Source organism: Streptomyces sp. Isolate_45 (genome assembly GCF_024721315.2).
In the GTDB taxonomy this organism is placed as follows: domain Bacteria; phylum Actinomycetota; class Actinomycetes; order Streptomycetales; family Streptomycetaceae; genus Streptomyces.
This window is the reverse complement of sequence record NZ_JANFAK020000044.1, coordinates 16,683-39,388: the sequence shown is the minus strand read 5'-3', so window position 1 is coordinate 39,388 and position 22,706 is coordinate 16,683. Positions and strand designations below refer to the sequence as shown.

22 protein-coding genes are annotated in these 22,706 nt (G+C 71.3%); 9 read left to right on the top strand and 13 right to left on the bottom strand.

Annotated elements, in window-relative coordinates; translation table 11 throughout:
- Positions 1–86: 86 nt before the first annotated feature.
- Positions 87–2,459, top strand: coding sequence for a SpoIIE family protein phosphatase (locus tag NOD94_RS16825; RefSeq protein ID WP_281206772.1), 2,373 nt, complete (start codon positions 87–89; stop codon positions 2,457–2,459).
- Between the two features lie 202 nt (positions 2,460–2,661).
- On the opposite strand, the gene NOD94_RS16820 is transcribed toward NOD94_RS16825, so the two are convergent.
- The 6 genes from NOD94_RS16820 to NOD94_RS16795 all read right to left on the bottom strand — a co-directional run bounded on the left by NOD94_RS16820 (position 2,662) and on the right by NOD94_RS16795 (position 9,332).
- Entirely contained in the window at positions 2,662–4,662 is a 2,001-nt protein-coding gene (locus tag NOD94_RS16820; RefSeq protein ID WP_281206756.1) for an ATP-binding protein, read from the bottom strand.
- 262 nt (positions 4,663–4,924) lie between these two features.
- Entirely contained in the window at positions 4,925–5,320 is a 396-nt protein-coding gene (locus NOD94_RS16815; protein WP_281206755.1) for a nuclear transport factor 2 family protein, read from the bottom strand.
- Positions 5,321–5,382: 62 nt separating this feature from the next.
- Positions 5,383–6,624, bottom strand: coding sequence for a cytochrome P450, cyclodipeptide synthase-associated (locus NOD94_RS16810; RefSeq protein WP_281206754.1), 1,242 nt, complete (start codon positions 6,622–6,624; stop codon positions 5,383–5,385).
- A gap of 330 nt (positions 6,625–6,954) precedes the next feature.
- Positions 6,955–7,503 carry a GNAT family N-acetyltransferase gene (locus tag NOD94_RS16805; protein WP_281206753.1) on the bottom strand — a complete coding sequence of 183 codons (549 nt, stop codon included), beginning with the start codon at positions 7,501–7,503 and terminating at the stop codon, positions 6,955–6,957.
- A gap of 78 nt (positions 7,504–7,581) precedes the next feature.
- Positions 7,582–8,652: a hypothetical protein gene (locus NOD94_RS16800; protein ID WP_281206752.1), complete on the bottom strand. Its 1,071-nt coding sequence runs from the start codon at positions 8,650–8,652 to the stop codon at positions 7,582–7,584.
- Between the two features lie 134 nt (positions 8,653–8,786).
- Positions 8,787–9,332 (bottom strand): nuclear transport factor 2 family protein, encoded by a 546-nt coding sequence (locus NOD94_RS16795; protein WP_281206751.1) that lies wholly within the window; start codon positions 9,330–9,332, stop codon positions 8,787–8,789.
- 461 nt (positions 9,333–9,793) lie between these two features.
- Here NOD94_RS16795 and NOD94_RS16790 point away from each other — a divergent pair, with 461 nt between their 5' ends.
- Positions 9,794–10,201, top strand: coding sequence for a PPOX class F420-dependent oxidoreductase (locus NOD94_RS16790; RefSeq protein WP_281206750.1), 408 nt, complete (start codon positions 9,794–9,796; stop codon positions 10,199–10,201).
- 49 nt (positions 10,202–10,250) lie between these two features.
- Here the strand turns inward: NOD94_RS16790 and NOD94_RS16785 are convergent, their stop codons facing one another.
- From NOD94_RS16785 to NOD94_RS16770, 4 genes are all read right to left on the bottom strand, one after another.
- Complete coding sequence (locus NOD94_RS16785) at positions 10,251–10,493, bottom strand: helix-turn-helix transcriptional regulator (RefSeq protein ID WP_281206749.1); 243 nt, start codon at positions 10,491–10,493, stop codon at positions 10,251–10,253.
- Complete coding sequence (locus NOD94_RS16780; RefSeq protein ID WP_281206748.1) at positions 10,493–10,978, bottom strand: DUF2975 domain-containing protein; 486 nt, start codon at positions 10,976–10,978, stop codon at positions 10,493–10,495. The genes NOD94_RS16785 and NOD94_RS16780 overlap by 1 nt, the downstream gene beginning before the upstream one ends.
- A gap of 83 nt (positions 10,979–11,061) precedes the next feature.
- The gene (locus NOD94_RS16775) at positions 11,062–12,558 is read right to left on the bottom strand and encodes a UDP-N-acetylmuramoyl-L-alanyl-D-glutamate--2,6-diaminopimelate ligase (protein WP_281206747.1); all 1,497 of its coding nucleotides are present in this window, start codon (positions 12,556–12,558) and stop codon (positions 11,062–11,064) included.
- Between the two features lie 222 nt (positions 12,559–12,780).
- A complete protein-coding gene (locus NOD94_RS16770) occupies positions 12,781–12,936 on the bottom strand; it encodes a hypothetical protein (protein WP_281206746.1) in 156 nt (51 codons plus the stop codon).
- A 346-nt stretch (positions 12,937–13,282) separates the two neighbouring features.
- Between NOD94_RS16770 and NOD94_RS16765 the strand changes: the two genes are divergently transcribed.
- On the top strand, positions 13,283–14,164 hold the full coding sequence (locus NOD94_RS16765; RefSeq protein WP_281206745.1) for a SigB/SigF/SigG family RNA polymerase sigma factor: 882 nt from the start codon (positions 13,283–13,285) through the stop codon (positions 14,162–14,164).
- Between the two features lie 319 nt (positions 14,165–14,483).
- Positions 14,484–14,735 (top strand): hypothetical protein, encoded by a 252-nt coding sequence (locus NOD94_RS16760; RefSeq protein WP_281206744.1) that lies wholly within the window; start codon positions 14,484–14,486, stop codon positions 14,733–14,735.
- A 363-nt stretch (positions 14,736–15,098) separates the two neighbouring features.
- Here NOD94_RS16760 and NOD94_RS16755 read toward each other — a convergent pair whose 3' ends face one another.
- A complete protein-coding gene (locus NOD94_RS16755; RefSeq protein WP_281206743.1) occupies positions 15,099–15,314 on the bottom strand; it encodes a hypothetical protein in 216 nt (71 codons plus the stop codon).
- A 208-nt stretch (positions 15,315–15,522) separates the two neighbouring features.
- On the opposite strand from NOD94_RS16755, the gene NOD94_RS16750 reads away from it, so the two are divergent.
- From NOD94_RS16750 to NOD94_RS16740, 3 genes are all read left to right on the top strand, one after another.
- Positions 15,523–16,260, top strand: a complete 738-nt coding sequence (locus NOD94_RS16750) for a class I SAM-dependent methyltransferase (RefSeq protein WP_281206742.1) — start codon at positions 15,523–15,525, stop codon at positions 16,258–16,260.
- 192 nt (positions 16,261–16,452) lie between these two features.
- Positions 16,453–17,403 (top strand): Imm49 family immunity protein, encoded by a 951-nt coding sequence (locus NOD94_RS16745; protein WP_281206741.1) that lies wholly within the window; start codon positions 16,453–16,455, stop codon positions 17,401–17,403.
- 201 nt (positions 17,404–17,604) lie between these two features.
- On the top strand, positions 17,605–17,877 hold the full coding sequence (locus NOD94_RS16740; protein WP_281206740.1) for a hypothetical protein: 273 nt from the start codon (positions 17,605–17,607) through the stop codon (positions 17,875–17,877).
- A gap of 124 nt (positions 17,878–18,001) precedes the next feature.
- Here NOD94_RS16740 and NOD94_RS16735 read toward each other — a convergent pair whose 3' ends face one another.
- Positions 18,002–19,963, bottom strand: a complete 1,962-nt coding sequence (locus NOD94_RS16735) for an acyl-CoA dehydrogenase family protein (protein WP_281206739.1) — start codon at positions 19,961–19,963, stop codon at positions 18,002–18,004.
- Positions 19,964–20,088: 125 nt separating this feature from the next.
- Positions 20,089–20,328: a hypothetical protein gene (locus NOD94_RS16730; protein ID WP_281206738.1), complete on the bottom strand. Its 240-nt coding sequence runs from the start codon at positions 20,326–20,328 to the stop codon at positions 20,089–20,091.
- 129 nt (positions 20,329–20,457) lie between these two features.
- Here NOD94_RS16730 and NOD94_RS16725 point away from each other — a divergent pair, with 129 nt between their 5' ends.
- Positions 20,458–21,081, top strand: coding sequence for an NAD(P)H-dependent oxidoreductase (locus NOD94_RS16725; protein ID WP_281206737.1), 624 nt, complete (start codon positions 20,458–20,460; stop codon positions 21,079–21,081).
- Positions 21,082–21,234: 153 nt separating this feature from the next.
- On the top strand, positions 21,235–22,623 hold the full coding sequence (locus NOD94_RS16720) for a mycothione reductase (RefSeq protein WP_281206736.1): 1,389 nt from the start codon (positions 21,235–21,237) through the stop codon (positions 22,621–22,623).
- The last annotated feature ends 83 nt before the right edge of the window (positions 22,624–22,706 follow it).

The window sequence follows — 22,706 nt, the reverse complement described above, 5'->3', positions numbered from 1 at the left end:
CCACCGCCCCCCAGCCGCACCACCACGACCGGAACGTCACGGACACCGCCGCGCAGGCGGTGCCCGCCGCACGCGCGTCCCGGCCGCTGCCCCAAGACCCGCCGCCGGCACCGGCGCCCGGCACCGAGCCCCGTGGGGCGGGACGCCTCGCCGCCACCGTGGAGCGGCTGCGCCAGGAGGCGTTGGAGGCACAGTCGGCCGCCGAGGGACGAGCACTGGTCGAGATGGCCAAGGGCATCCTGGTGGGGCGCCTGGGATGCGGCCCCACGGAAGCCTCCCGACAGCTGACCACGCTGGCCGAACAGTCCGGCACCACCGTCCTCGCCCTCGCCGTCGACGTCATCAACCAGTCCGCCCGCGACCGCGTCAGCGAGATCGCGCAGCACTTCCTCGAAACCGCCGTCGGGCCCCCCGGACCCGACAACACGGCACCGGCCGTCCGCCTGCGCACAGCCGAGAGCAGCGTGCTCGCCGCCACCGACTCCCAAGCCGTCGCCACCGCCCTGCTGGAGAACGCGCTCCGCCCCCTGGGCGCCCACGGCGTCGCCATCTGGATCGCCGCGGCCGACTCCTCCCTGACCCTGGTGGGCCAGGCCGGCTTCACCCAGGAGGACGCCGCCCGCTGGCGCTACGTACCGCCCGAGGTCGCCACCTGCGCCCGCCTCGCGTTGACCAACCGGGACCTCACGGTCGTCACCAGCCTGTCCGAGGCCGGCATCCCCACCATCGGCCGACGGCCGCACCCCGACGGCGGACGCGTCACGGTCCCCGCCGGCACCGGCGGACGCATCCACGGCGTCCTGGAGATCGCCTGGCCCCAGGCGCTGCCCCCGCAGCCCCCACAGGTCCTGCGCCAGCTGGAGGCCCTGGCCGAGCTGTGCGCCCACACCCTGGAGGAGCACTTCCCCCACCCGGCCACCACCGCTGCCGACGCCCCCCACCCGGGAGCCGTGGCCGAACTCACCGACCTCACCGACCACCTCCGCGACCCCGCCCTCGTCCTCACCCCCGCCCTCGGCAACGACGGCCGCCTCGCCGACTTCCGCATCCACCACACCAACAGCCGCTTCGTGGACCCCGCCGGACGACCCCGGTCGATCGTCACCGGAGCCCGCTTCCTGGAGGCGTACCCCGCGGCAGCCGAGGACGGCGGCCTCTTCGACAAACTGGAGCGGGCCTACGCCACCGGGGAGGCCTGCCAGGTCCTCAGTACGGCGCTGACCGCGTTCGTCGGCGACGTGCCCCTCACCACCGTCGCCGACGTGAGCATCACCCGCCACGGCGCGGCGCTCCTCCTCATCTGGAAGATCGAGGACGAGACCGCACGCCTGGCCGGCCTGCTGCAACACGCCCAACGACTCGGCAGGGTGGGTGGCTTCGAACAGAACGTGACCACCGGCAAGACCACCTGGAACGGCCAGCTCTTCACCCTCTTCGGCCTCCCCCTCACGGCCTCACCCGTGGCCCTCGAAGACCTCGCCACCCACGCCCACCCCCACGACGTCGACTCCATCGGCCGGTTCCTGCGCACCCTCCTGCACCGCCGACGCGAATCGTCGGTTGACTTCCGCCTCCTGCGCCCGGACGGCATCACCCGCCACATCCGCATGGTGGCCGAGCCCGTCCTGGACGACCGGGGCCACCTCCACGCGATCCGGGGTGCCTGCCAGGACGTCTCCTCCCAGCACTGGACCGAGGTCGCCCTGGCCGCGACGCGGGACCAACTCGCCGACAGCGAAGCCGAATCCGCCGACCGCAACAGGCTCGCGCTACAACTCCAGCAGGCCATCATGCCGCCCGCCCCAGCCCCCCTGGAGGTACCGGGACTGCGCATCGCCGTCCGCTACAGACCGGCGGAAACCGAGGCGTTCGTCGGCGGCGACTGGTACGACTCCGTCGTCCTGCCCGACAACAAGATCCTCCTCAGCGTCGGTGACGTCGCGGGCCACGGCGTCCGGGCCGCCACCGGCATGGTCGTCCTCCGCAACGCCCTACGCGGCCTCGCCGTCACCGGCGCCGGCCCCGCGCAACTGCTCACCTGGCTCAACAGCGTCGCCTTCCACCTCACCAGCCACCTCACCGCCACCGCCGTATGCGGCATCTTCGACCCGGAAACCCGCACCCTGCGGTGGGCCCGCGCGGGCCACCTGCCACCCGTCCTGGTCCGTGGCACACGAGCCGGCGCCTTCCCCCTCACGGGAGGCATGCTCCTCGGAGCGATACCCGAGCCGACCTTCGTCGAGGAAGAGGTACAACTCCAAGCCGACGACGTCCTCCTCATGTACACCGACGGCCTCGTCGAACGCCGCGACATCGCGGTCACCGACTCCCTGTCGCAGCTCCTCACCGTCGCGTCCCGAACCGCCGACTCCCTCGAAAAGCGCCTCGACAACATGCTGATCCACACCGCGTCCGACACCGACGACGACACCTGCCTCATCGGAATCGAGGTGCACTGACGAGCCACCGCCGGCCGGCGGCGACCCGGGCAGGGTGAAGGGCGGGCGCGGACCGGTCGGCGTTCGAATTCCTCCCGGACCAGCAGGGCCCGGTAGCAGGCGGCCGGCGCGGCCGGGTCGGGAGTGCCGATGACAAAGGCGCCGAGCACCGTCGTCATGCCCCGCCCCTGCCCATGGTGGCGCCCCCTACGCCTTCGGACGGTTACCGGGGACCGTGCAGCTCCTGCTGCCACAAGGCCTCGCAGAGCAGGTCCAGGCCCTGACGCAGGTGGCGGCGGTAGGTGCCGTACGGAAGTCCGAGGCGACGGGCCGCCGCCTCCTGCGTGGGCGCTCCCGAGAAGTGGCCCGCCGTGAGGGCCTCGCGGGCGCGCGCTCCGCGCGGGTCGAGGGCGAGGTCGTCGACGGCCTCGCGCAGCAGCGTGCGCAACGCACCGACGGGTTCGTCGCAGTCGGCCACGAGCCGCGTACGCAACAGGGCGCAGGCGGCGAAGCCGCTCCCATCGCGCCAGTGCGCCAACGCCTCGCGCACGGCCTGGTCGAACGCGCTGCGCGAAACGGGCGACGGCCCGGACAGGACGGGGACATCGGTCATGTCGGTGGCCGATATGAACCGCTTCAGCCATGCCTCCACCGGCGTCCGCCGCCAGTCGACGCCGAACAGCCCGTAGGTGTGCGCGCCGACCCGAGGCCGTGCCCCGGTGTCGGTGAGGGTGCCCTTGACGCGTTCGGCCCAGGTTTCGGCGTCCTGGTAGACGGCGAAACCGTAGGCGCGGCCGCGCGCCCGGGCCGCCTCCGCCTGGGCCCGGGAACTGCTCAGGTCGATGACGCGCGAGGGCACCTGGTACCGCTCGGGGTAGATCGAGAAGCGGCTTATGCCGATCTCCTCGCCGGGACCCACCGGTGCGGTGGCGTCCGTGTACCGCCACGCGGCGGCGACGACCGGGTCGGTGGCCAGGTCCTGCGGGTCGGGAGGAGCCGGCAAGGCCAGTCGCGCGGTGAACGCCACGATCCGACCCGTGCTCACGAGGCGGTAGACGCTGAAGGCCCGCGGCTGGCGCCGCGCCCAGTAACGGACCAGTTCCGCGGAGGCGGCCCCCTCGGTCTCCTCGGCCATGGCCAGCACGACGTCGAGATCGTCCGGATGCAGAGGGCGGTCGTGCACCTCGTCCTCCCGGGACCAGGTACGCAGGCGCGTCAGGGCCTCACCCTCCCGGAAGAGGTAGAAGAGCTCGTCGGTGACCGTCCACCCCCGATCCTCGGGGCCCTCGCGCAGGAGGCGCAGGTACTCGTCGGCCAGCCGCCGGCGCATCGTCTCGAACGCGTTCGGCGCCCGCCACCGCAGGTCGGCGGCCAGCGTCTCGCGCGCGGCGTCGTGCGGATGGAGCCCCCGGAGCGTGGACTCCATGAAGGGGAGGTCCCTCAGCCAGGAGAACAGCGGGTGGGCGTCCTCGGCGGGCAGCACCGCGGCGAGGAGTTCCTCGGACGTCGAGTGCGCCTGCGCCGCCACTTCCAGGGCGCGGCGGTGGGCGGCCGTCGGCACCTCACCGATCAACCCGGCCAGCAGGGTGCGCAGGACGTCCGCCGAGGGGGCCCAGATCTCCTCACTGCCGCAGCCGGCCGACCCCGCCGCCGCCGCGAGGGACAGGGCCAGCGGGTTGCCGCCGGCGAAGCGGAGCACCCGGTCCCGCAGTTCGGGCCGGATGTTCGCTGTAACCAACAGGTGCCGGGCCTGCTCGGCGGAGAACGGTTCCAGCTCGGTCACGTGCAGGAGCCGGGACCAGGCGGGGTCGGCGGTCCACTGCGGCTGCGGCGCGCGCCGTCCGGCCAGGACGACCAGGGTGTCGTCCGCGGCCCGCGGCAGGAAGCGGTGCCACAGCCAGCTCTCCAGCCACTGGCAGTGCTCGAAGGAGTCGACGAACAGGACCGTGCCCGGAACGTCCAGGAACGGCCCGGCGGCACGTTCGAAATCGGCCGGGTCCCGGCTGACGAACCGGCCGTCGAGCTCGACGATCAGGCGCCCCGCCGTGCGGGCGTGATCCGCCAGCCGTCGCAGCAGCGTCGACTTGCCGATGCCGCCCGGCCCGCACACGTAGAACGCGAACGGCGCCTGCGGATTCCCGGCCAAAGCCTCCCCGAATCGGCCGAGTTCCTCGTCCCGGCCGACGAAGGCCCGTACGCGCGCTCGGCTCAGTCTTTCCCCCACGGACACCATGGCGGCCAACCCCCTTGTTCCAGCGTCTGAGAAGCACACGATCCGGCTCCGACCGGCCGGGGCCCTGTCGCGCACTCGTGGGAATGAGGTGTGGCACCCGACGTCAGGGAGGCCGAATCCGCCTCCGGGCCGCTTCTCCGGTGGAGATGGTAACGGAGACGTCGGGCGCCGGGACGTGAGGTGCGGGACCGCGCCCAGGACGAACGCGTTACCCGCACGGCAAGTTGGGCGCCCCCCACAGAGGCCGACCGCATCACTTGATGAGGCCGAGGTTCCCGTCGTCGGGGTGGCCGTCGACGAGGAGGGTGGTCTCCTCGACGCGCTGGAAGCGGCCGTCCTCGGCCAGCCGGGCGAAGAGGAACACCTCGGTGCGCGAGGTGCGGCCGTTGTGTTGGCTGATGGTGACGGTGTGGCGGTCGGCGTAGTTCTGTCCGTCGCGGAGCTCGTCGTGTACCTCGATGTGTCCGCTGCGGACCAGGGTGCGCAGGCGCGTCATGTGCTGGGTGAAGGCGGCCCGGTCGCTCCACACCCCGTTGGTGCGCTGACGGTAGTCAGGGGTGAAATGCCTGTCGATGGCCTCGGAGAGGTCGAGACCCGGGGTGAACAGCAGGTCGTTGATGGCTCGGGTGATGTCGGTGGTCTGTGTCATCGCTGTCTACGCCCAAGGGGTGAGGGGGTGAGGAGAGGTGCGGGGCAGGGGGAGAGGGGACGTCACTCGCGGGCGGTGGCGCCTTCGGGGACGGGCGTGAAGTCGAGGGGCAGGGCGACAGGACCCCGCGTGTACAGGCCGCTCTCCCGGTATTGGAAGCCGGGGCTGAACCGGACCCGGTCGAGCAGCGGCAGAAGCATCGCGGCGACGGTCTCGATCTCGGCGCGGGCGAAGGCCGTGCCGACGCACTGGTGGAGCCCGGTGCCGAAGGCCAGGTGCTGGGCGGCCGCGGTGAAGGAGCGGGCGGTGCCCAGGTCGGGGCGGTGGATGTCGAAGGTGTCCGGGGCGGTGAAAGCCTCCGGGTCACGGTTCGCCGCGCCGATCATGCAGAAGACGGTGGCACCCGCCGGGACGGTGGTGCCGGCGAACACGGCGTCCCCCTCGGCCTGGCGGGGGATGAGCTGGACCGGCGGGGTGTAGCGCAGGGTCTCGGCGATCGCGGCGGGCAGCAGGTCCGGATCCCGGCGGACCTGCGCCATCTGTTCGGGGTGGTCGATGAGGTGCTTGAAGAGCAGGGCGAGCGTCTTGTCCGCGGGCTCGGTCGCCGCGGCCAGCACGTTGATGATCAGCGCGGTGACGTCGCGATCACTCATGACGATGCCGTCGAACTCGGCGGTGCACAACCGCGATATCAGATCGTCGCCGGGGTGTTCGCGCCGCCGCTCGATGACGGGGAGGAGATGGGCCTCCAGCCGTTCGGCGCAGTCCAGACAGTGCCGGCGGCGCTCGGGAGTGAGCGCCATGCTGGTGATGAACTCGGCGACTCCGCTGTGCCACGCGGCCACCTGGAGCCAGTCCTTCTTGTCCAGACCCAGCACATCGAGCGTCACCTGGATGGCGAGGGGCCTGCCGAAGTCGTTGACCAGGTCCATACGACCGCGCGGAAGGAACGGTGCCATGAGCTCGGCGGCGTTGGATCGGATGGCGCGCACCTGGTGCTGGAGGGCCCCGCCGGTGAAGCTCCGGACAACGATCTTCCGCTTGGCGGTGTGCTCCGCCCCGGTCATCTGGGCGAGGACCGGCCCGCGCATCACCGGCTCGGCGCGCACCTGCAGCGTCTCGGTGGTGAACGCCTCGTGGTCGGTCAGTACCCGCTGGACGTCCTCGTGGCGGGAGAGGAAATAGCTGTCGATCGCGGGCTCGTAGTGCACCGGCGCCCGCTCCCTCAACTGTGGAAACCAGCGGTAGGGGGAGGCGGCGAAGTCCTCGGACAGGACGCTGAAATCGGGACTGACCACGGGCATCGGCAAAACCTCTCAACGTGCGCGGTGCGTGACAGGAGCGGGAAACGGGACGTCAGCGGCCCGGCGGGGCCGGGCGGATCCGACATCCATCGCGTTCTCTCCTCCTGGCAGCCACCTTCTATCGACCGAGGGAAGCCGGCCGGATGCCCGCGTCCCCACCACCCCCCCCGGCTGCATGACGTGCGAGTACCGGTTCAGGTTGCTTCCGTCGGGCGGTCGAAGATCGCACGGAAGGAGGCCCGTGCGTATGCGAGGCGCTGGAGATCCCCACCGAACTGCTCGCCGCCGTCGAGGAACCGACCTCCGACGGCGGCCCGGCACCAGGTGTTCCTAGAAATCGGGCCGGGAGGGGTCCGGTGTCCAGGGAGGCGGCGGCGTGATGGACCAGCGTTCGTGGTCGCGCCACGCCCCGCGAATCCAGAGGTAGTCGGGCGACAGACCTTCGAAGCGAAAGCCCAGGCGCCGGATCAAGGACAACGACGCCACGTTCGCCGGCTGGATGTTCGCCTCCAGCCGGTGGAGCCGCAGCTCGGTGAAGGCGTACTCCATGACGAGGGCGAGCCCTTCGGCCATGTAACCCAGACCCGCTGACGGGGCGAAGGCCGCATAACCGAGGGACGCGCCCTGGTAGCGACCCCGGATGATCGAGTTGACGTTGACCGTGCCTGCGGCCGCCCCGGTCTCACGAACGCGGATCAAGAAGCCCCTGTTGGTGCCGTCGTCGAAGCGGGTCATCCAACTCCGGAACTCCTCCGCGGTCGCGGGGAGTTGCATCCACGGCGCATGCAGCTCGGCGCCGGCCCTCACGAGCGAGCAGAATTCGTCCTCGTCGGCGAGGGTGAGCGGGCACAGTTCAACCCGTGACCGGGTGAGGGACATGGCCCGATGTTATGGCTTCGAACGCGGAACCGTCCGGGTCCGCCGGATGCCCGGCGCCCGGACGCCCCGCCGGACCCGTCAGTCGGTGTACTTGGTGCCGTCGAAGGAGTACGGCAGGTTCGACTCGGCCGCGACGGACACCTCGCCCGAGGCGCCCGCGGGAACCTTCAGTACGGTCAGACCCATGATGCGCTGGGTGTACGAAGCCCACCGGATGCCCGTCGTGCCGGCCCAGCCGCTGCTGCTGAAGGTCGTCGAACGCCCGGGGCCCAGCTCCGTGTACACCTTGCTGACGGCGGTGCAGGCCACGAGCGCCCCACCGTCCGTGGTGCGCCAGACGGGGCCGTGCGGCGCGCGGGTGATGTCGACGTCCACATCGAGCTTGCCGCCCTTGCCCAGGTCCTTGCGCATCGACTTGAGGCCTGCCGCGGAGCCCGTCCTCACCTCGGTGATGTCCTGACTCCACTTGACGCCGCCCGTGGCGGTGTCGGTGTGCAGGTAGTCGCCGTACTGCCCGCACACGTTCGCCGGGTCGGCGGCGAGTCCCGCCACGTCCCCGCCCGTGACCGCACGGCCGTCGGAGCCCACCGCGATCGTGGGCAGCGCCGTCGTCCCGGGGGCGCGGGCGACGAAGGCCGCGAGCCAGGGCCCACCCGTCCGCTGTTGGTGGAAGAGCGACCAGCGCAGCACGGTCTCGCTCTTGGCGGCACCGACGGTGCGACCCGCCAGCTCGTGGGCGCCGAGTATCCACCGGTCGCTGCCGTCGTCCTTGCCGGTGCTCCACGTGTGCACGGTCGGGTCCGTCTTCGGGGAGTTGTCGGGGCTCGGCGGCCGCTCGGTTCCGTACTTCCTTCCGGTCTCCACGAGGGCGAGCTGCTGCGCCAGCAGCGGGCCCTCGGTGACGCCCTTCCAGTACTCGGCGTCGAAGTTGACGGCCTCGACCTTGTCGGTCAGATCCTTCACGACGCCCCGCGCCTCCTCCTCGGAGAGCGGGGGCGCCTTCACCGGGGCGGCCGGGCCGCTCGTCACGGGGACGGCGGTGGGGGTCCCCGTACCGTCGGCGCCGGCCTTCGGGGTCCGCGCGCCACAGCCGGCCGTTGCGGCGACCGCGAGCAGAACGGCGAGGGCCGCGGGTACGGAGCGTCTCATCATCAAATCCTTCGGGGAACGGTGCGCAGGCACCCTGATGATGCACCACGCCCGGACCACCCCCACGAGGCCCCCACCTCGCGCCTGACCAGGTAGGACGAACGTCCCGCCGGGTCGGGCGCGCTCACCGCCCGTCAGGAGGCGGGCGGGGTCCAATCGGCCGGCAGGCCGGACTGGGCGAGGACGGTGGCGAGGCTGTAGTGGTCCTGGTCGGAGGTGATGCGGCACCGGTTCCTGTCGAGGTCGAGGAGGGTGGTCATCGGCACGGCGAAGGGCTTGGGGGCGCCTTTGAGGTGACCCGAGTAGATGGATTGGACGGTGATCCGTTCACCGTCGCGGCGGGCGGTGCGCACGGTGACGTGGACGTCGTCGATGAGGCGGTCGGCGCGGGCCTTCCACCCGGAGATCTCCTCGCGGCCGCGGAAGGTGATGCCCACGGCCTGGTCGGTGTAGGTGCCGTTGCTGGTGAACAGGTCGCCGAGCGCCCGGGGGTCGGTGCCGTTCCAGGCGCGGGCCCAGTCGGTGACGATCTTCGGCACGTGACGTCCGGCGTCCCGCGCGGCAGAGGAGGCGGAGGAGGCAGGAGCGGTCGTGGCGGCTGCGGCGGCCGTGGCTGTGGTCGCGCAGAGGGCCGTGGCGGCGATCAGTACGGTCATGGCGCGGGGCGGACGGGGCGTCATGGTGATGCTCCTCAGGGTGCGGGTGTGCGGGTGTGCGGGTGTGCGGGTCGTGTTCGACGGGCACGGCACACAGGCTCGCGTCACGTGGTGTCCACCGGCCAGACCCGACGGGGGCCGGGACTGTCCACCGCTGTCCGCGCGTGTCCACCCGGCCCCGCCGGTCCCAACGGGAGTCGTCGGGAGTGGGTGGGAGTGGGTGGTACGACGTCCGTCGCTCGTCGCCGGGCCGGGTGCGTCCGTGGACGCCGGGGGTTTCGGCGGCCGCCGTTCGAGTGAACCGGAGCCGTCGCCGGCCGGCCCCCGGCGGAGTCACCGTCCTGACCTCGCGGCCGAGCACGGGGGAATCGCGCGGTCCACCCTTCGTCGCGCCTCCGGAAGGAGTTGTTCCGCGTTGGTCGGTCTCTGTAAAGCTGGGTCTGCTGTCCGCCCCCGGGCGGTACCCCGCTGAAAGGAACTCGACCGTGACGGCTGCGCTCTCCGATGACCTGAAGCAGATCATCGACGACACCCCGGTCTTCGCCTCCATCGCCACGATCCAACCCGACGGCAGTCCCCAGGTGTCCGTCACCTGGCTCGCCCGCGACGGCGACGCCCTGCTCTTCTCCACCACCGTCGGGCGCCGCAAGGAGAAGAACCTGCGGCGCGACCCGCGGGTGACCGTGCTCATCAACCCGCACAACGACCCCTACACCTACGCGGAGGTCCGGGGCACGGCGGAGCTCACCACCGAGGGCGGGCAGCAACTGATCAACGCGCTCTCCCGCAAGTACACCGGCAAGGACTACGCCGACTTCAACCCGGCGTCCGCCGAGGACAGCGAACGCGTCGTCGTCCGCGTGGTTCCCCGCAAGGTCGTCGGATCCCTCTGAACCCGCCGGGACGGGCCGGGACGGCGCGGTGCGGCGGTGTCAGGCGTTCTCAGGCACCCTCAGACGGTGCGCCGTCCGCCGCGGCGTCCTCGGCCTCCCAGCGCAGCAGGTCGCCCGGTTGGCACTCCAGTACCTCGCAGAGCGCGGCGAGCGTCGCGAAGCGCACCGCCTTGGCCCGGCCGTTCTTGAGAACCGCCAGGTTCGCGGGCGTGATCCCCACGCGGTCCGCGAGGTCGCCCACGGACATCTTCCGCCTGGCCAGCATCACGTCGATGTCGACGGTGATCGGCATCAGATCACCTCGTCCAACTCGGCCTGCATACGCGCCGCTTGGACGTCGCGCGCCACGGCCTGGACGAGCAGCATCCGCAGTACGAGCACGATGAGCGCGACCCCCAGGACGGCCAGACCGATCCCGCCCATGATGACGGTGACGCCCGGGTCCTCCCGCTGGCCCGGCGCGTTGATGGCCGTGACCGCGAACCACAGGAGGGCGACCGCCACGATCGCGCCGATCACGGCGTCCACGTACCGGAAGGCCGCGTGGGAGAACACGGTTCCGCGGCGCACCATGGACACCAGCCGCCACACGCCGGCCAGGGCGACCTGGCCGGCCACCATCCCCAGGATCACGATCACGCGCAGCGGGGTCAACGGGAGCGACTCGTCCTGCGAGCGGTCGACCAATGCCCACACCATCGATGCCTGTACGAACACGGTGCCGGTGAGCACCACCACGAGCACGGCGCGGAGCGCCCGCACTGCCAGTTTCCCCATGACCCATCCCTCCATCGACTTACGATGGAAATCTATCGAATCTCGATAGGTAGAGCAAGGGTGGAACAGCGCCCCGGGATGCGTCAGGGGAGCCGGAGGGAGGTCAGGTCGCGGACGGTCGCCATGTCGCTGAAGGGAAGCAGTTCCTCGCCCACGATCTGGTGCGGTTCGCTGCCCTTTCCGGCGATCAGGACGATGTCGTCGGGCCGGGCCTCGGACAGTGCGAAGGCGATGGCCCGACGACGGTCGGTGGAGCGTTCGTACGGTGTGCCGGCGGCCTCGATGCCGGGAGCGATCTGGTCCAGGATCGCCTCGGGGTCCTCGGTCCGTGGGTTGTCCGAGGTCAGGACGCACAGGTCGGAGTGGGTGCCGGCGATGCGGCCCATCTCGGCGCGCTTGGTGGTGTCGCGGTCCCCGCCGCAACCGAAGACGGTGATGACCCGGCCCCGCGCGAAGTCGCGGATGGCGGTGAGGACCTTGTCGAGGGAGTCGGGCGAGTGTGCGTAGTCCACGATCACCGAGGTGCCGGCGGGGGTCACGAAGCGCTCGAACCTGCCCGGTACGGGCGGCATCAGCGCGAGTGCGGCGACCAGCCCGGCCAGGTCGTTGCCCAGCACGCGGCAGGCCGCCACGGCCGCCAGCGCGTTGGACACCGAGAAGCGGCCCGGGACCGGGATGGCCGCCGGGTACGTCCGTCCGGCGTGGTGCAGGGTGAACCGGGTGCCCGAGGCGTCCGCGATCAGGTCGGTGGCGCGGAAGTCCGCCTCCTCGTCGATCCCGTAGGTCGTCACCGCCCCCGGCATCATCGCGCGGATGCCGGCTCCCACGGTGTCGTCCACGTTGACCACCGCGTGCCGGCACAGCCCCTGGAACAGCCGCAGTTTGGCGTCCGTGTAGCGGGCCATCGTGCCGTGGTCGTCCAGGTGGTCCTGGGTCAGGTTGGTGAAGACACCGACGTCGACGAAGGTCCGGTCCATCCGGTACGTCTGGAGTGCCATCGAAGTGGCCTCCAGCACCACGCTTCCCGTACCCCGGTCCCGCATGTGGCCCAGGAGGTACTGCAGGTCGGGGGATTCCGGTGTGGTCAGTACCGAGGGGGGCATCGGGATCACCTCGTCGCCGATGCGGCTGCCCGCCGTACCGATCACGCCCACCGAGGCGCCCTCGGAGATCCTCAGCAGTGACTCGACCATGTAGGAGATCGAGGTCTTCCCGTTGGTCCCGGTCACGGCCACCAGGTTCATCTGTCGGCCCGGCTCGCCGAAGTAGCGGGAGGAGACGACCGCGGCCGCCTTCCGCGTGTCGGGCACCCGTACGAGGCACACCGCGGGGAGCAGTTCCCGCCCGGGGGGCGCGGCGGCTGCTCCCGCGGCGTCGACGAGCACCGCCACCGCGCCGCGGGCGAGCGCCGCACCGATGGAGGCGGGGCCGCCGCCGCGGTGGCCGGGTACGGCGATGAAGAGCGAGCCCGGCACCACCCGGTCGATGTCGAAGGTGGTGCCCGCGGTGATCCCCGTCGAATCCGTGTCGCCCTGGATGACGTGGTGCTCGTGGCCGGTCAACAATCCGCTCAACTTCACGGTGGTCCCTTCGAAGACGGCTACGGCCCGGGGTGCGGCCCTCGCCTGGCGGCAGCGCCGACGGAGCGTCGGGACTGCGGGTGGTGCGGTGGGAAGGGACGCGGCCCTCGGGGCCGCGAAGGCCGACGGGGGTGCGGCGATCAGGCCGGGCTGCCGGGGCCGGTCCCGTCGCGGAGAGTGGTGCGGCGGGAGGAGGCGGGGCTCGGGCGCGACGGGACGGCGCTAGCCGTGGCCGTGCAGGACGCCGCGGCCGACCGTGGGGGCCTTGCCGTCGGCGGCGGTCCGGGGGCTGACGCCGGTCCGGTCCGCTGAGGCACCACGCGCGGCAGGGGCGGCCTGCGGCAGGCACTCTCCCGTGACGCGTCGTGTGCGGTTCATGGATGGAGTGTATGCGGGTTCACACGACCCCCACGCCGCCCCGGTCCGTCGGTCGCGGAGGCCCATCGCCGCGCGGCGCGGCTCGTGGTCCCCGCCCACCCGCGGCCCTGTGGGTCGGGTGGGCGGTTACCCGTTCGGCCGGCGCCGCGAGCATCCGTCGGCGTCGCGGTTCGTGGGGCGGGGCTTCGGCCGTTCCGGAGTGCACGGCAGCGCAACTCGCGAAATGTATTTCACGTATCGCTTGACGGGTGTGTGTCGAAGGCGCAATGATCGAGCCGCGGCCACAGGGGCGGCAGCGTCCGGGGGGAGTCCTCGGGTACGAGGTTGATTGCATCGGGGATTCGAAATGAACGCTCTGTCCACGCAGTTCACGACCGCGCCGACCGAGGCCGTGGCCGAGCCCACCGAGGCGTTCCTCGAACCGCTTCCCCATGTCCTGGACGCCCGTGAGGTTGCCCCGGCCGACGCCCGCACCCTCTCCAGGGCCTTCTTCGAGCGGCTCCGCACTCTGGACGAGGGCACCCATGAGCGCCAGTACGTCCGCAACACCCTGATCGAGATGAACCTGTCCCTGGTCCAGTTCGCGGTGCGCCGCTTCCGCAACCGGACCGACGGTACGGACATCGAGGACATCATCCAGGTCGGCACGATCGGTCTGATCAAGGCGATCGACCGTTTCGACCCGGCCCTCGGCAACGAGTTCACGACCCTGGCGCTGCCGTACATCACCGGGGAGATCAAGCGGCACTTCCGGGACACGACCTGGGCCGTCCGCGTCCCGCGACGCCTGCAGGAACTGCGCATCGAGCTGGCCCGCGGCAAGGAGGACCTGCACGCCGTGCTCGACCGCGCGCCGACGGTCCGTGAACTGGCGGACCACCTGGGGCTCAGTGACGATCAGGTGATCGAGGGCCTCGTCGCGGCCAACGGCCACTCCAGCCAGTCCCTCGACAACGACCAGGACGAAACCTCCGACAGCGCCCCGCGGCCCCTCGCCGACGTGCTCGGCAGCGAGGACCCGGCCATGGAGCTCTTCGAGGACATGAACAGCCTCGCTCCGCTGCTGCGGAAGCTCGAAGGGCGCGAGAGGCTCATCCTGCAGATGCGCTTCGGCCAGGAGATGACGCAGGCGCAGATCGGCGAACGCCTCGGCATCTCCCAGATGCAGATCTCCCGACTTCTCACCCGCACCCTCACGAAGCTCCGTGAGGGCATGCTCGCCAACTGACGCCCGGCCGGGAACGGCCCAGGACGAGCCCCGTGCCCAGGCCGGGGCTCGTCCTGCATGTCGGGGCCTTGCCTGCGGGGGCGCGTCGCGCCGGTCGCCCGCAACGCGGCACGCGGGGGGCCGAGCCGCCCGAACCGCGTCGAGCCGGGCGGCCGTTGCCTCCCGCCGTATCCGCAGACGGGTCGGCCCGGGAGTGTGCGCACTCCGCGATCCGTGGGCCCGGACCGTCGGCCAGGGTGGGCAGGTGCGTAACCCCGTCATCCGAAAGCCTGTTCACTCGGGCGGGCGTTCGGATCGATTCGCGGGGCAGGCGGGATGTATGACCACTCATGAAGGTGAAGCCCGCGAAGCCCTCACGCCCGAACCGGAGCTGCCGGCCAAGGTTCCCGAGAACGAGGGCGCCCTCACGCCCGACCTTCCCCCGCGGGTCGTCGAGGCGCCCGATCTGTGGGAAGGCGAAGCCGGGGACCCGACCGAATCCCGGGAGGAGTCGCGGGGCGAGGCCGATCGGACTGCCGAGCCCAAGGACCCCGAGCCCAAGGACCCCAAGCCTCAGGAGGTCGCGGACTGAGGCTCCGGGGGTGGGGCGCGAGTTCGTCGGACGCGGCTTCGTCGTACGCGGCGGACGATGCCCCGGCGTGCCCCTTTGTCGCGCGATGCTGATGCCGCGGTGTGGGGGTCGGCGGGCCGCAGGCGACTCCCAGGGGGGAGGGGAGCCGCCTGCGGTCACCCAGCCGCGGTGGCCGCCCGTCTCCTGAGGCGTCCACCGTACCCGCGCGTGTGTCCCGGACCGTCGTCGCCAAACCCTCGTTCGCCGGCATTCTGCTCACCGATCCACCGTCGGGGTGGAGCATCCGATCGAAGCGGATCCATACGACCGTATGGCGCATCGGCCCTATACGTTCGTATGGCCCGGTGGCGGCGATCGTACGGCTCAGGTCCACACCTCGGGGCCGCCGCCTTCCCAGCGGATCGGGCCGTCCTCGGAGAGGTCCACGTCCTCAAGGCCGGCGCGCCGCAGGAACTCCGACACGTCACCGGGTGTGTGGGCGCGCCCTAGGTCGGCGTCCACACCCAGCGCATGCACGGTCACCTTCCGGCCGCCCTGGGGCGACACGGGGTGGACGACGATCTCCGTCTGGTCGGGCATGGGTCCAGCCTGCGCCCGACCCGCTCGCGGGGCACCTCGAACCTGCCCACCGCGCATCGGCCCACGGTCCCCGGCGGGGACTTCCGGCGCACCCTGGCGCGGCCCGAATCGCCGTGAGGGCGGTCAAGGCCTGCGATGACGGGCACGGTCTTCTCCTCGGCCGGGAAATGGGATGCGTCAGAACTTCCGGCGATGGCAGGCTGCGGTGGTGAATCGTGAACACGTGTCCGGGATCGCCCATGCCAACCATCCGATCAGGTCTCCGCTCGACGACGACTCGGTGCGCGAACTCCTCGGCCACGGCATCCCCCACGACGACGCACAGGTGCTCGATCTCGGCTGCGGAGGAGGTGAATGGCTCCTCCGAGCCCTGTCCGCCGGCCCCGGACTGCGTGCCGAAGGCGTCGACACCTCCGAAGACGCCCTGGCGCGGGCCCATGAGGCCGCGGGCGAGCGCGGCGTGCGAGAACGTCTGAAGCTCCACCATCGGGCAGCCGCGGACTTCGCCTCCCCGCACCCGTTCGACTTGGTGCTCAGCATCGGATCCACCCATGCGTTCGGCGGCCTGCTCCCCACACTCGCGGCAGCACGCAACCACCTGGCTCCGGGCGGCCGCGTCCTGGTCGGTGAGGGATTCTGGGCGGATGAACCGTCCCCGGCGGCCGTCGGAATGCTCGGTGACCTCACCGACCTGGCGACCACCTTGGACCGTGTGACCGCCGATGGATGGGTACCTGTCCACGGCCACGTCAGCACCCGTCGGGAACTGGACGACTACGAGTGGGCGTGCTGGGGGTCGTTGGCTTCCTGGGCACTGGACCATCCTGATGATCCGAACAGCTCCGAAGCCCTTGAGACGGCCACCACCCGCCGCGAAGAATGGCTGCGCTCCTACCGGGACAGCTTCGGTTTCGTCTGCCTGGTCCTTCGCCCGACTTCCAACTGACCCTGCCGGGTACCGCTGTTGTCGTGGGACCCCGCTGCCCCGTCCCTCCACGGGCCGGGGCCGACGCCGCGCGCTACGGAGCGCCCCTCGGTGCGCCGGCACCGTCGTCGGCGCGCGGTGAAGGGCATCGGCGTCGGACCCCGCTGGTAGCGTGCCCCGTTCAACCGACGTGATCACGAAAGGGCGGCGGCAGTGCCGGAAGTGACTCCCCACGACATCAATGCCGAGCGGCTGACAGAGGCGCTTGAGGACATACGCCGACGTACCTTCGGCCGGTGGCACTGGATGCAGTACGGCGGACTGTCCATGGGGCCCCTGTACGAGATGCGTGACGAACTCCTCGACCACGCGGCAGCCGCCATCGCGGCGGGCGCGGCCCCCGACGGGCAACTGCGGAACGTCCTGCACACGGCTGCGGAGTGCTCGCTCGGCCTGCTGAGTTGGGGCTGCTTCCCGGGCGGTGACCAGGAGCTTCTCTTCCCGCTCATCGATGAGACGCTGACCACCGAGGACAAGGACTTCGATGCCGTGGCCTCGGAGGCACCGACGGCCCGGTCGTGGGTGGACGCCTTCGAACTCGCCCTGGTGAGCGGGCGCGTGTGGGACCATCGGCTGGTGATCGGCCTCCTGCTGCGGGAGGACTACGCGCCCGCGATCCGTGACGGAGTGCCCTACTCGCGGTTCGAGTCCGCGTCACTCGTGACCGACCTCGCGCAGATGGACGCACTGAGCCGCTACCTGACCCCCTCGGGCCACCTCGGGAACCGCCGGCCGACGGTGCCGCTGTGCCTGCCCACCACCGAGGAGCGCGCGGCAGCAGCGCAGGGGCTCGACGCCGCAGGCACCCTCACGCCCGACCAGCGCCTGCTCCGCGTGCTGCTCGACGACGATCGGGCCGCCTTCGAGCAGGCCCTCGTGGCCCGGCTGCTGGAGTACCGGCGGAACGTCGGGGACGATCCCGCGTCCCGGACCCTGCTGCCCCTGGGCGCCCTCGCCGCCACGGCTCTCGCGGTCCAGGCGCACGGGTGGACGCTCGACGTCCACTCGCGGTACCTGCCCCAGGGGCTGGTCGGTGTTCCGGACGCCCTGGACCGGGCGGCCCCCGGGAGCGGCCGCGACCTGGGGCACCGGGGCGTCCTGTAGGACGACCTCACCCGGTCGCCATCCGGACCGGCGGCGGTCACCGCCGACTCCTGGACTCCTGGACTCCAGGACGCCACCGGCTCATCGGCCCGCACGCGAGTTCCCAAGTGGCGGCATTCTCAACGGACTTCGGGGTAATCGCGGGCTAGGCCGGTCCTCTTCGGACCAGGTTTCCGGTTGATCGTTCCGAAGGAGTGGAAGATGACGACGCAGTACGGTAACCAGCCCACCGGACAGGGGACCGGCGGCGCCCCGAGCGGCGCGTCGACCGGCAACGTCCTCAGCATCATCGCGATCGTGCTGGGTGTGATCGCCCTGATCTTCCTGCCGATCGTGTTCGGTGTGATCGGCCTGGTGCTGGCCATCGTCGCCAAAGCCGTCCGACACGAACGGCTCGCCACGATCGCCATAGTGGTGAGCGCCGTCGGCCTCGTCGGTGGCATGGTCCTCGGCGCCATCGTGGCCGGCGCGTGATCTGAGCCCCGCACCGGTGCCGCCTCGGCCGGTGGCCCGAACCCCCGATACCGCGGGGGGTCCGGGCCACCGGCCGAGGCGGTGTCGCGCCCGACGCGAACCGGGTCGCACGACTCGGCCCGGCTCAGCCCACCAGGTCCGGCGCCCTCAACATCGCGGTCGGGACGCCCCACGCGTCGACGAGGTCGACGGCGAGGGGACGGACCTTGCGGCAGAGGTCGTTCACCTCGCGGCTGATCGCCTTGGAACGCTGGACGGTCAGCCGTCCGTGCTCCATGAACCAAGCCCGGTCCGCCTCGATCGTCGACAGGGCGGACAGGTCGCAAAGAAGGCCGAGCGCAGCCTTCTCGTCGCCTTCGGGCAGCGCGCGCACCTGGTCGACGAAGGCCTCCGTCACCAGCCGCTCGACGTGCGCACGCGCGAGCGCGATGACGTGGTCCTGGACCTGGGAGAAGACCGCGCCAGGATCGCGCTTCTGGTCGATGCCGCGTTTGATCCGCCGGGCCAGACCGGCGAGCATGTGCTCCTCGCGGAAACGGACCATGGCGAGTTGGTACTCCGAGTCGAGCAGGCCGGCCTCCCGGTCCCATTCCTCGCCGCCGGGCAGGAGGTCCCGTACCCGTTCGAGCAGTTTGTGCGCCGAGGTCCGCTCGATGACCGTCTCGACGGCGAGGTTGGTGACGTACCGGACCATGCCGAGCTGGTCGAGGTCCTCGAACTCGCTCGCGTGATCGGTGAGCAGGCCCTTCGCCACCAGCTGCAGCAGGACGTGATTGTCGCCCTCGAAGGTGGTGAAGACGTCGCTGTCGCCCTTGAGGGCGGCGAACCGGTTGACGGCGAGGTAGCCGGCGCCGCCGCACGCCTCGCGACACTCCTGGACGACCCGGGTGGCGTGCCAGGTGCCGAGCGCCTTGAGGCCCGCGGCCCGTGATTCGAGCCGGCGTCGCGCCTGCGCGTCGTCCTCGATGTCGGAGAAGACCTCGTGCAGTTGAGTGCGCACGACGTCCTGTGCGGCATGGAAGGCGTACGTCCGGGCGATGAGCGGCAGCAGGCGGCGTTGATGCAGGCCGTAGTCGAGGAGCACCTGTTCCCCGGTGCCCGAGTCCGCCTCGAACTGCCGGCGCCGCACGGCGTACTTCGTGGCGATCGTCAGCGCGACCTTGGCGACGTTGATCCCGGCGCCCGCGACGCTGACGCGGCCCTGCACGAGGGTGCCGAGCATGGTGAAGAAGCGCCGGTTGGGGTCGTCGATCGCACTCTCGTAGACGCCGTCGGGGGTGACGTCGGCGAACCTGTTGAGCAGCGCCTCGCGCGGCACCCGTACGCCGTCGAACCGGATGCGGCCGTTGTCCACACCGTTGAGCCCCATCTTGCGTCCGTCGTCCTCGATCCGGACACCGGGCGCCGGCGTTCCCTCGACCCGCAGCGGGACGACGAAGGCGTGCACGCCCCGGGATTGGCCGTCCACCTCCAATTGCGCGAAGACGACGGCCAGTTCGCCATGCCGGGCCGCGTTGCCGATGTAGTCCTTGCGCGCCTGTTCGTCGGGAGTGGTGATGACGAACTCCCGGCTCGCGGGGTCGTACTCGGCGACGGTGCCGAGTGCCTGGACGTTGGAGCCGTGCCCGGTCTCGGTCATCGCGAAGCAACCCATGAGCTCGCCGGTGATCAGGGCCGGGAGGTACGCCTCGTGGTGGCGGGCGGTGCCCAGATGCAGGATCGCGCCGCCGAAGAGTCCGAACTGCACGCCGACCTTCACCAGGACCGACAGATCGCCGAAGGCCAGCGTCTCGAAGGCGGCGATCGAGGCGCCGACGTCACCGCCCCCGCCGTACTCGGGCGGAAAGCCCATGCCGGTCTGGCCCGTGGCGGCCATCTCGACGACGATCTCCCGCACCCGTTCGCGAAAGGCGTCGATGCCGAGCTCGTCGGCCTCTTCGAGCACGGAGGCGTGCTCCGTCAGATTGGTACGGACGAGGTCACGGATCCCGGCGTACTCGCCGTCGAGCACCGCGGTCAGCGAGGCGACGTCGATCTCGGGCTGTACGTAGCCGGTCACAGGGGTGGATGCGTTCTCGGGAGCCATGCCGCTCCGCTACCCCACCGCCTGACGATCAACCGGGGACGAACGAGTGGCGGGCACCCCCGCCGCCCGTATCCGATCCCGAAGGTCCATAAGATCCATAAGGTCCATGAAGATTCCCGGACCGCTCAGGCCCTCCTCGCCGGGCCCGCCGTGACCGTGACCATGACCAGGACGGATCTTCTCTCCTCCACGACCGCGGGGAGGAGGGCGGGGGCCGGATTGCGGTGGATGAGGCGGGCCAACAGGAGACCGAGGACGGTCGCCGCGAGGGCCCAGACGCCGAGGACGACAAGGACGGTGAGCCACAGGGGCATCGCGGCAGCTCCGTTCGGAAGGGAGGGGGTGGGGCACGGTCGCTCGCTCATGCCCTACAGGTGGGCGGGGCATGCGCGCCGAGTGTTCACATGGTCTGCACCTTCAACATTTTGTTGGGCATTTGGCTCGATGGCCGGTGACGCGTGATCGGAACGCGTTTCTACGGGTAGGCGGGTCCCATGGAAGCCAACGACACCACTCCGCTGCGCGCCGTAGCCCTCGTGTGCAGCCTGTCCCCGTCCCCCGAGCCGTCCAGCTCCCAGCTGCTGGCGGAACAGACCATGGAGGCCCTCGCCGACCACGGCGTGAGCGGCAAGGTGATCCGCGTCGCCGACCACGACGTCCGCCCCGGAGTGGCGGTCGACATGGGCGAGGGTGACTTCTGGCCGGAGATCCGGGAGACGATCCTGGGTACGGACATCCTGATCCTGTCCACGCCGATCTGGGTCGGGCATCCGTCCAGCGTCGCCCAGCGGGTCCTGGAACGCCTGAACGCCGAGATCGGCGAGAGCGACGAAGAGGGCCGCATGCTCACCTACGGCAAGGTCGCCGGTGTGTGCGTGGTGGGCAACGAGGACGGCGCGCACCACGTGAGCGCCGAACTGTTCCAAGGCCTGAACGACTGCGGTTTCACCCTGCCGGCGAACGCCGTCACCTACTGGGTCGGCGAGGCGATGCAGGGCACCGACTACCAGGATCTCGACAAGACTCCCGAGAAGACGGCGGCCACCACGGCGACCCTCGCCTCGAACGCGGCCCACCTCGCCCGCCGCCTCAAGTACGCCGCCTACCCGCCCTCCTGACGCCCGCCACGCGAGGGAATCCCCCCGCCGGGCCGGAGCCCGACGTCGGCGAGCGGCAGGCCGACCGATGGCCTGCCGCTGGTGGCAGGCACGGACACGGCGGGGCGCGTGCCGTTGGCGGATACATCCGCAATGCGGGGGTACGTTCCGCCGATGCGTACTCATGAGCTGGTGATCGTGGGGGCGGGCTCCGGCAACGCCCTCGTGGACGACCGTTTCTCCCACCTACGGGTGGCCCTCGTCGACGAGGGCCCCTTCGGCGGCACCTGCCTGAACCGCGGCTGCATCCCCAGCAAGATGCTCGTGCACGTCGCGGACCTCGCCGCCGGGATCCGCGACGCCGACCGGTTCGGCGTACGGGCACGGCTGAGCGGCGTCGACTGGTCCGCCGTCCGGGACCGGGTCTTCGGGCGCCTGGACCAGCAGGCCGCCGAGGGGGAGCAGGGCCGCCGCGACGCCCCGAACATCGACGTCCTCAAGGGACGGGCCCGCTTCACCGGAGACCGCACACTGACCGTCGGGAGCGGCGCGGACGCCGTCGAGGTCCGCGGGGAGCAGGTCGTCGTCGCCGTCGGCAGCCGCCCGGCCGTACCTCCGCCGGTACGCGACTCGGGGCTGCCGTACGAGACCTCCGACACGGTGATGCGCCTGGACCGCCCGCCACGACACCTGGCGGTTCTGGGCGGCGGCTACATCGCAGCCGAGCTCGCGCACGTCTTCCACGCCGCGGGCAGCCGCATCACGATCATCGAGCAGGAGGACACCCTGCTCTCCGCACAGGACGAGGCGGTCGCCACCGCTTACACGAAGATCGCCTCCGACCGGTACGACGTGCGCACGGGAACGGCACTCACCCGCGTGGAGGGCGAGCCGGGGCGGCTGCGCCTGGTGCTGGACGACGGCACGGCCGTGGAGGCGGACACCCTGCTGGTCGCGGCCGGGCGCATTCCGAACAGCGACCGGATCGACGCCCGCCGGGCCGGTATCGACCTGCACGACGACGGCCGGGTCGTCGTCGACGACTTCCAACGGACCGGCGTCCCGGGGGTGTTCGCCCTCGGTGACGTCTGCACGTCCTTCCCGCTCAAGCACGTCGCGAACCGGGAGGCGCGGGTGGTGGCGCACAACCTTCTGCATCCCGACGACCTGGTCCGCACCTCCCACGAGGCAGTCCCCGCCGGGGTGTTCACACATCCCCAGATCGCGCAGGTCGGCCGGACCGAGGAGCAGTGCCGGCAGGACGGCCTCGACTACGCGGTCTCCGTGCGCCCCTTCTCGGACACCGCCTACGGCTGGGCCCTGGAGGACGACACCGGCTTCTGCAAGGTTCTCGCGGACCGCCGCACCGGGCAGCTGCTGGGCGCGCACATCATGGGCCCGCAGGCCACGAGCCTGATCCAACCGCTGGTGGTCGCCATGAGTTTCGGCATCGACGCCGGTGCGCTCGCGAGGACCCCGCTGTGGATCCACCCGGCGCCCACGGAGGCGGTCTCGAACGCGCTCCTCGACCTGGATCTCGCGCAGGACCCGGGGTCGGCCTGACGGCGCCGACCAGCCCGCCCCGGGCGGGGTCAGGGGCCGGCGTGCCGGCCGACCCCTGCCGCTCCCGCCCCGCCCCAGTACCC

What these genes read in the sequence shown, in the direction of transcription:
- NOD94_RS16815 (WP_281206755.1), bottom strand. Translation starts at nt 5,320, where the DNA reads ATGACACAGACCACCGACATCACCCGAGCCATCAACGACCTGCTGTTC.
- NOD94_RS16810 (WP_281206754.1), bottom strand. Translation starts at nt 6,624, where the DNA reads ATGCCCGTGGTCAGTCCCGATTTCAGCGTCCTGTCCGAGGACTTCGCC.
- NOD94_RS16805 (WP_281206753.1), bottom strand. Translation starts at nt 7,503, where the DNA reads ATGTCCCTCACCCGGTCACGGGTTGAACTGTGCCCGCTCACCCTCGCC.
- NOD94_RS16800 (WP_281206752.1), bottom strand. Translation starts at nt 8,652, where the DNA reads ATGAGACGCTCCGTACCCGCGGCCCTCGCCGTTCTGCTCGCGGTCGCC.
- NOD94_RS16795 (WP_281206751.1), bottom strand. Translation starts at nt 9,332, where the DNA reads ATGACGCCCCGTCCGCCCCGCGCCATGACCGTACTGATCGCCGCCACG.
- NOD94_RS16785 (WP_281206749.1), bottom strand. Translation starts at nt 10,493, where the DNA reads ATGCCGATCACCGTCGACATCGACGTGATGCTGGCCAGGCGGAAGATG.
- NOD94_RS16780 (WP_281206748.1), bottom strand. Translation starts at nt 10,978, where the DNA reads ATGGGGAAACTGGCAGTGCGGGCGCTCCGCGCCGTGCTCGTGGTGGTG.
- NOD94_RS16770 (WP_281206746.1), bottom strand. Translation starts at nt 12,936, where the DNA reads ATGAACCGCACACGACGCGTCACGGGAGAGTGCCTGCCGCAGGCCGCC.
- NOD94_RS16765 (WP_281206745.1), top strand. Translation starts at nt 13,283, where the DNA reads ATGAACGCTCTGTCCACGCAGTTCACGACCGCGCCGACCGAGGCCGTG.
- NOD94_RS16760 (WP_281206744.1), top strand. Translation starts at nt 14,484, where the DNA reads ATGACCACTCATGAAGGTGAAGCCCGCGAAGCCCTCACGCCCGAACCG.
- NOD94_RS16755 (WP_281206743.1), bottom strand. Translation starts at nt 15,314, where the DNA reads ATGCCCGACCAGACGGAGATCGTCGTCCACCCCGTGTCGCCCCAGGGC.
- NOD94_RS16740 (WP_281206740.1), top strand. Translation starts at nt 17,605, where the DNA reads ATGACGACGCAGTACGGTAACCAGCCCACCGGACAGGGGACCGGCGGC.
- NOD94_RS16735 (WP_281206739.1), bottom strand. Translation starts at nt 19,963, where the DNA reads ATGGCTCCCGAGAACGCATCCACCCCTGTGACCGGCTACGTACAGCCC.
- NOD94_RS16730 (WP_281206738.1), bottom strand. Translation starts at nt 20,328, where the DNA reads ATGAGCGAGCGACCGTGCCCCACCCCCTCCCTTCCGAACGGAGCTGCC.
- NOD94_RS16725 (WP_281206737.1), top strand. Translation starts at nt 20,458, where the DNA reads ATGGAAGCCAACGACACCACTCCGCTGCGCGCCGTAGCCCTCGTGTGC.
- NOD94_RS16720 (WP_281206736.1), top strand. Translation starts at nt 21,235, where the DNA reads ATGCGTACTCATGAGCTGGTGATCGTGGGGGCGGGCTCCGGCAACGCC.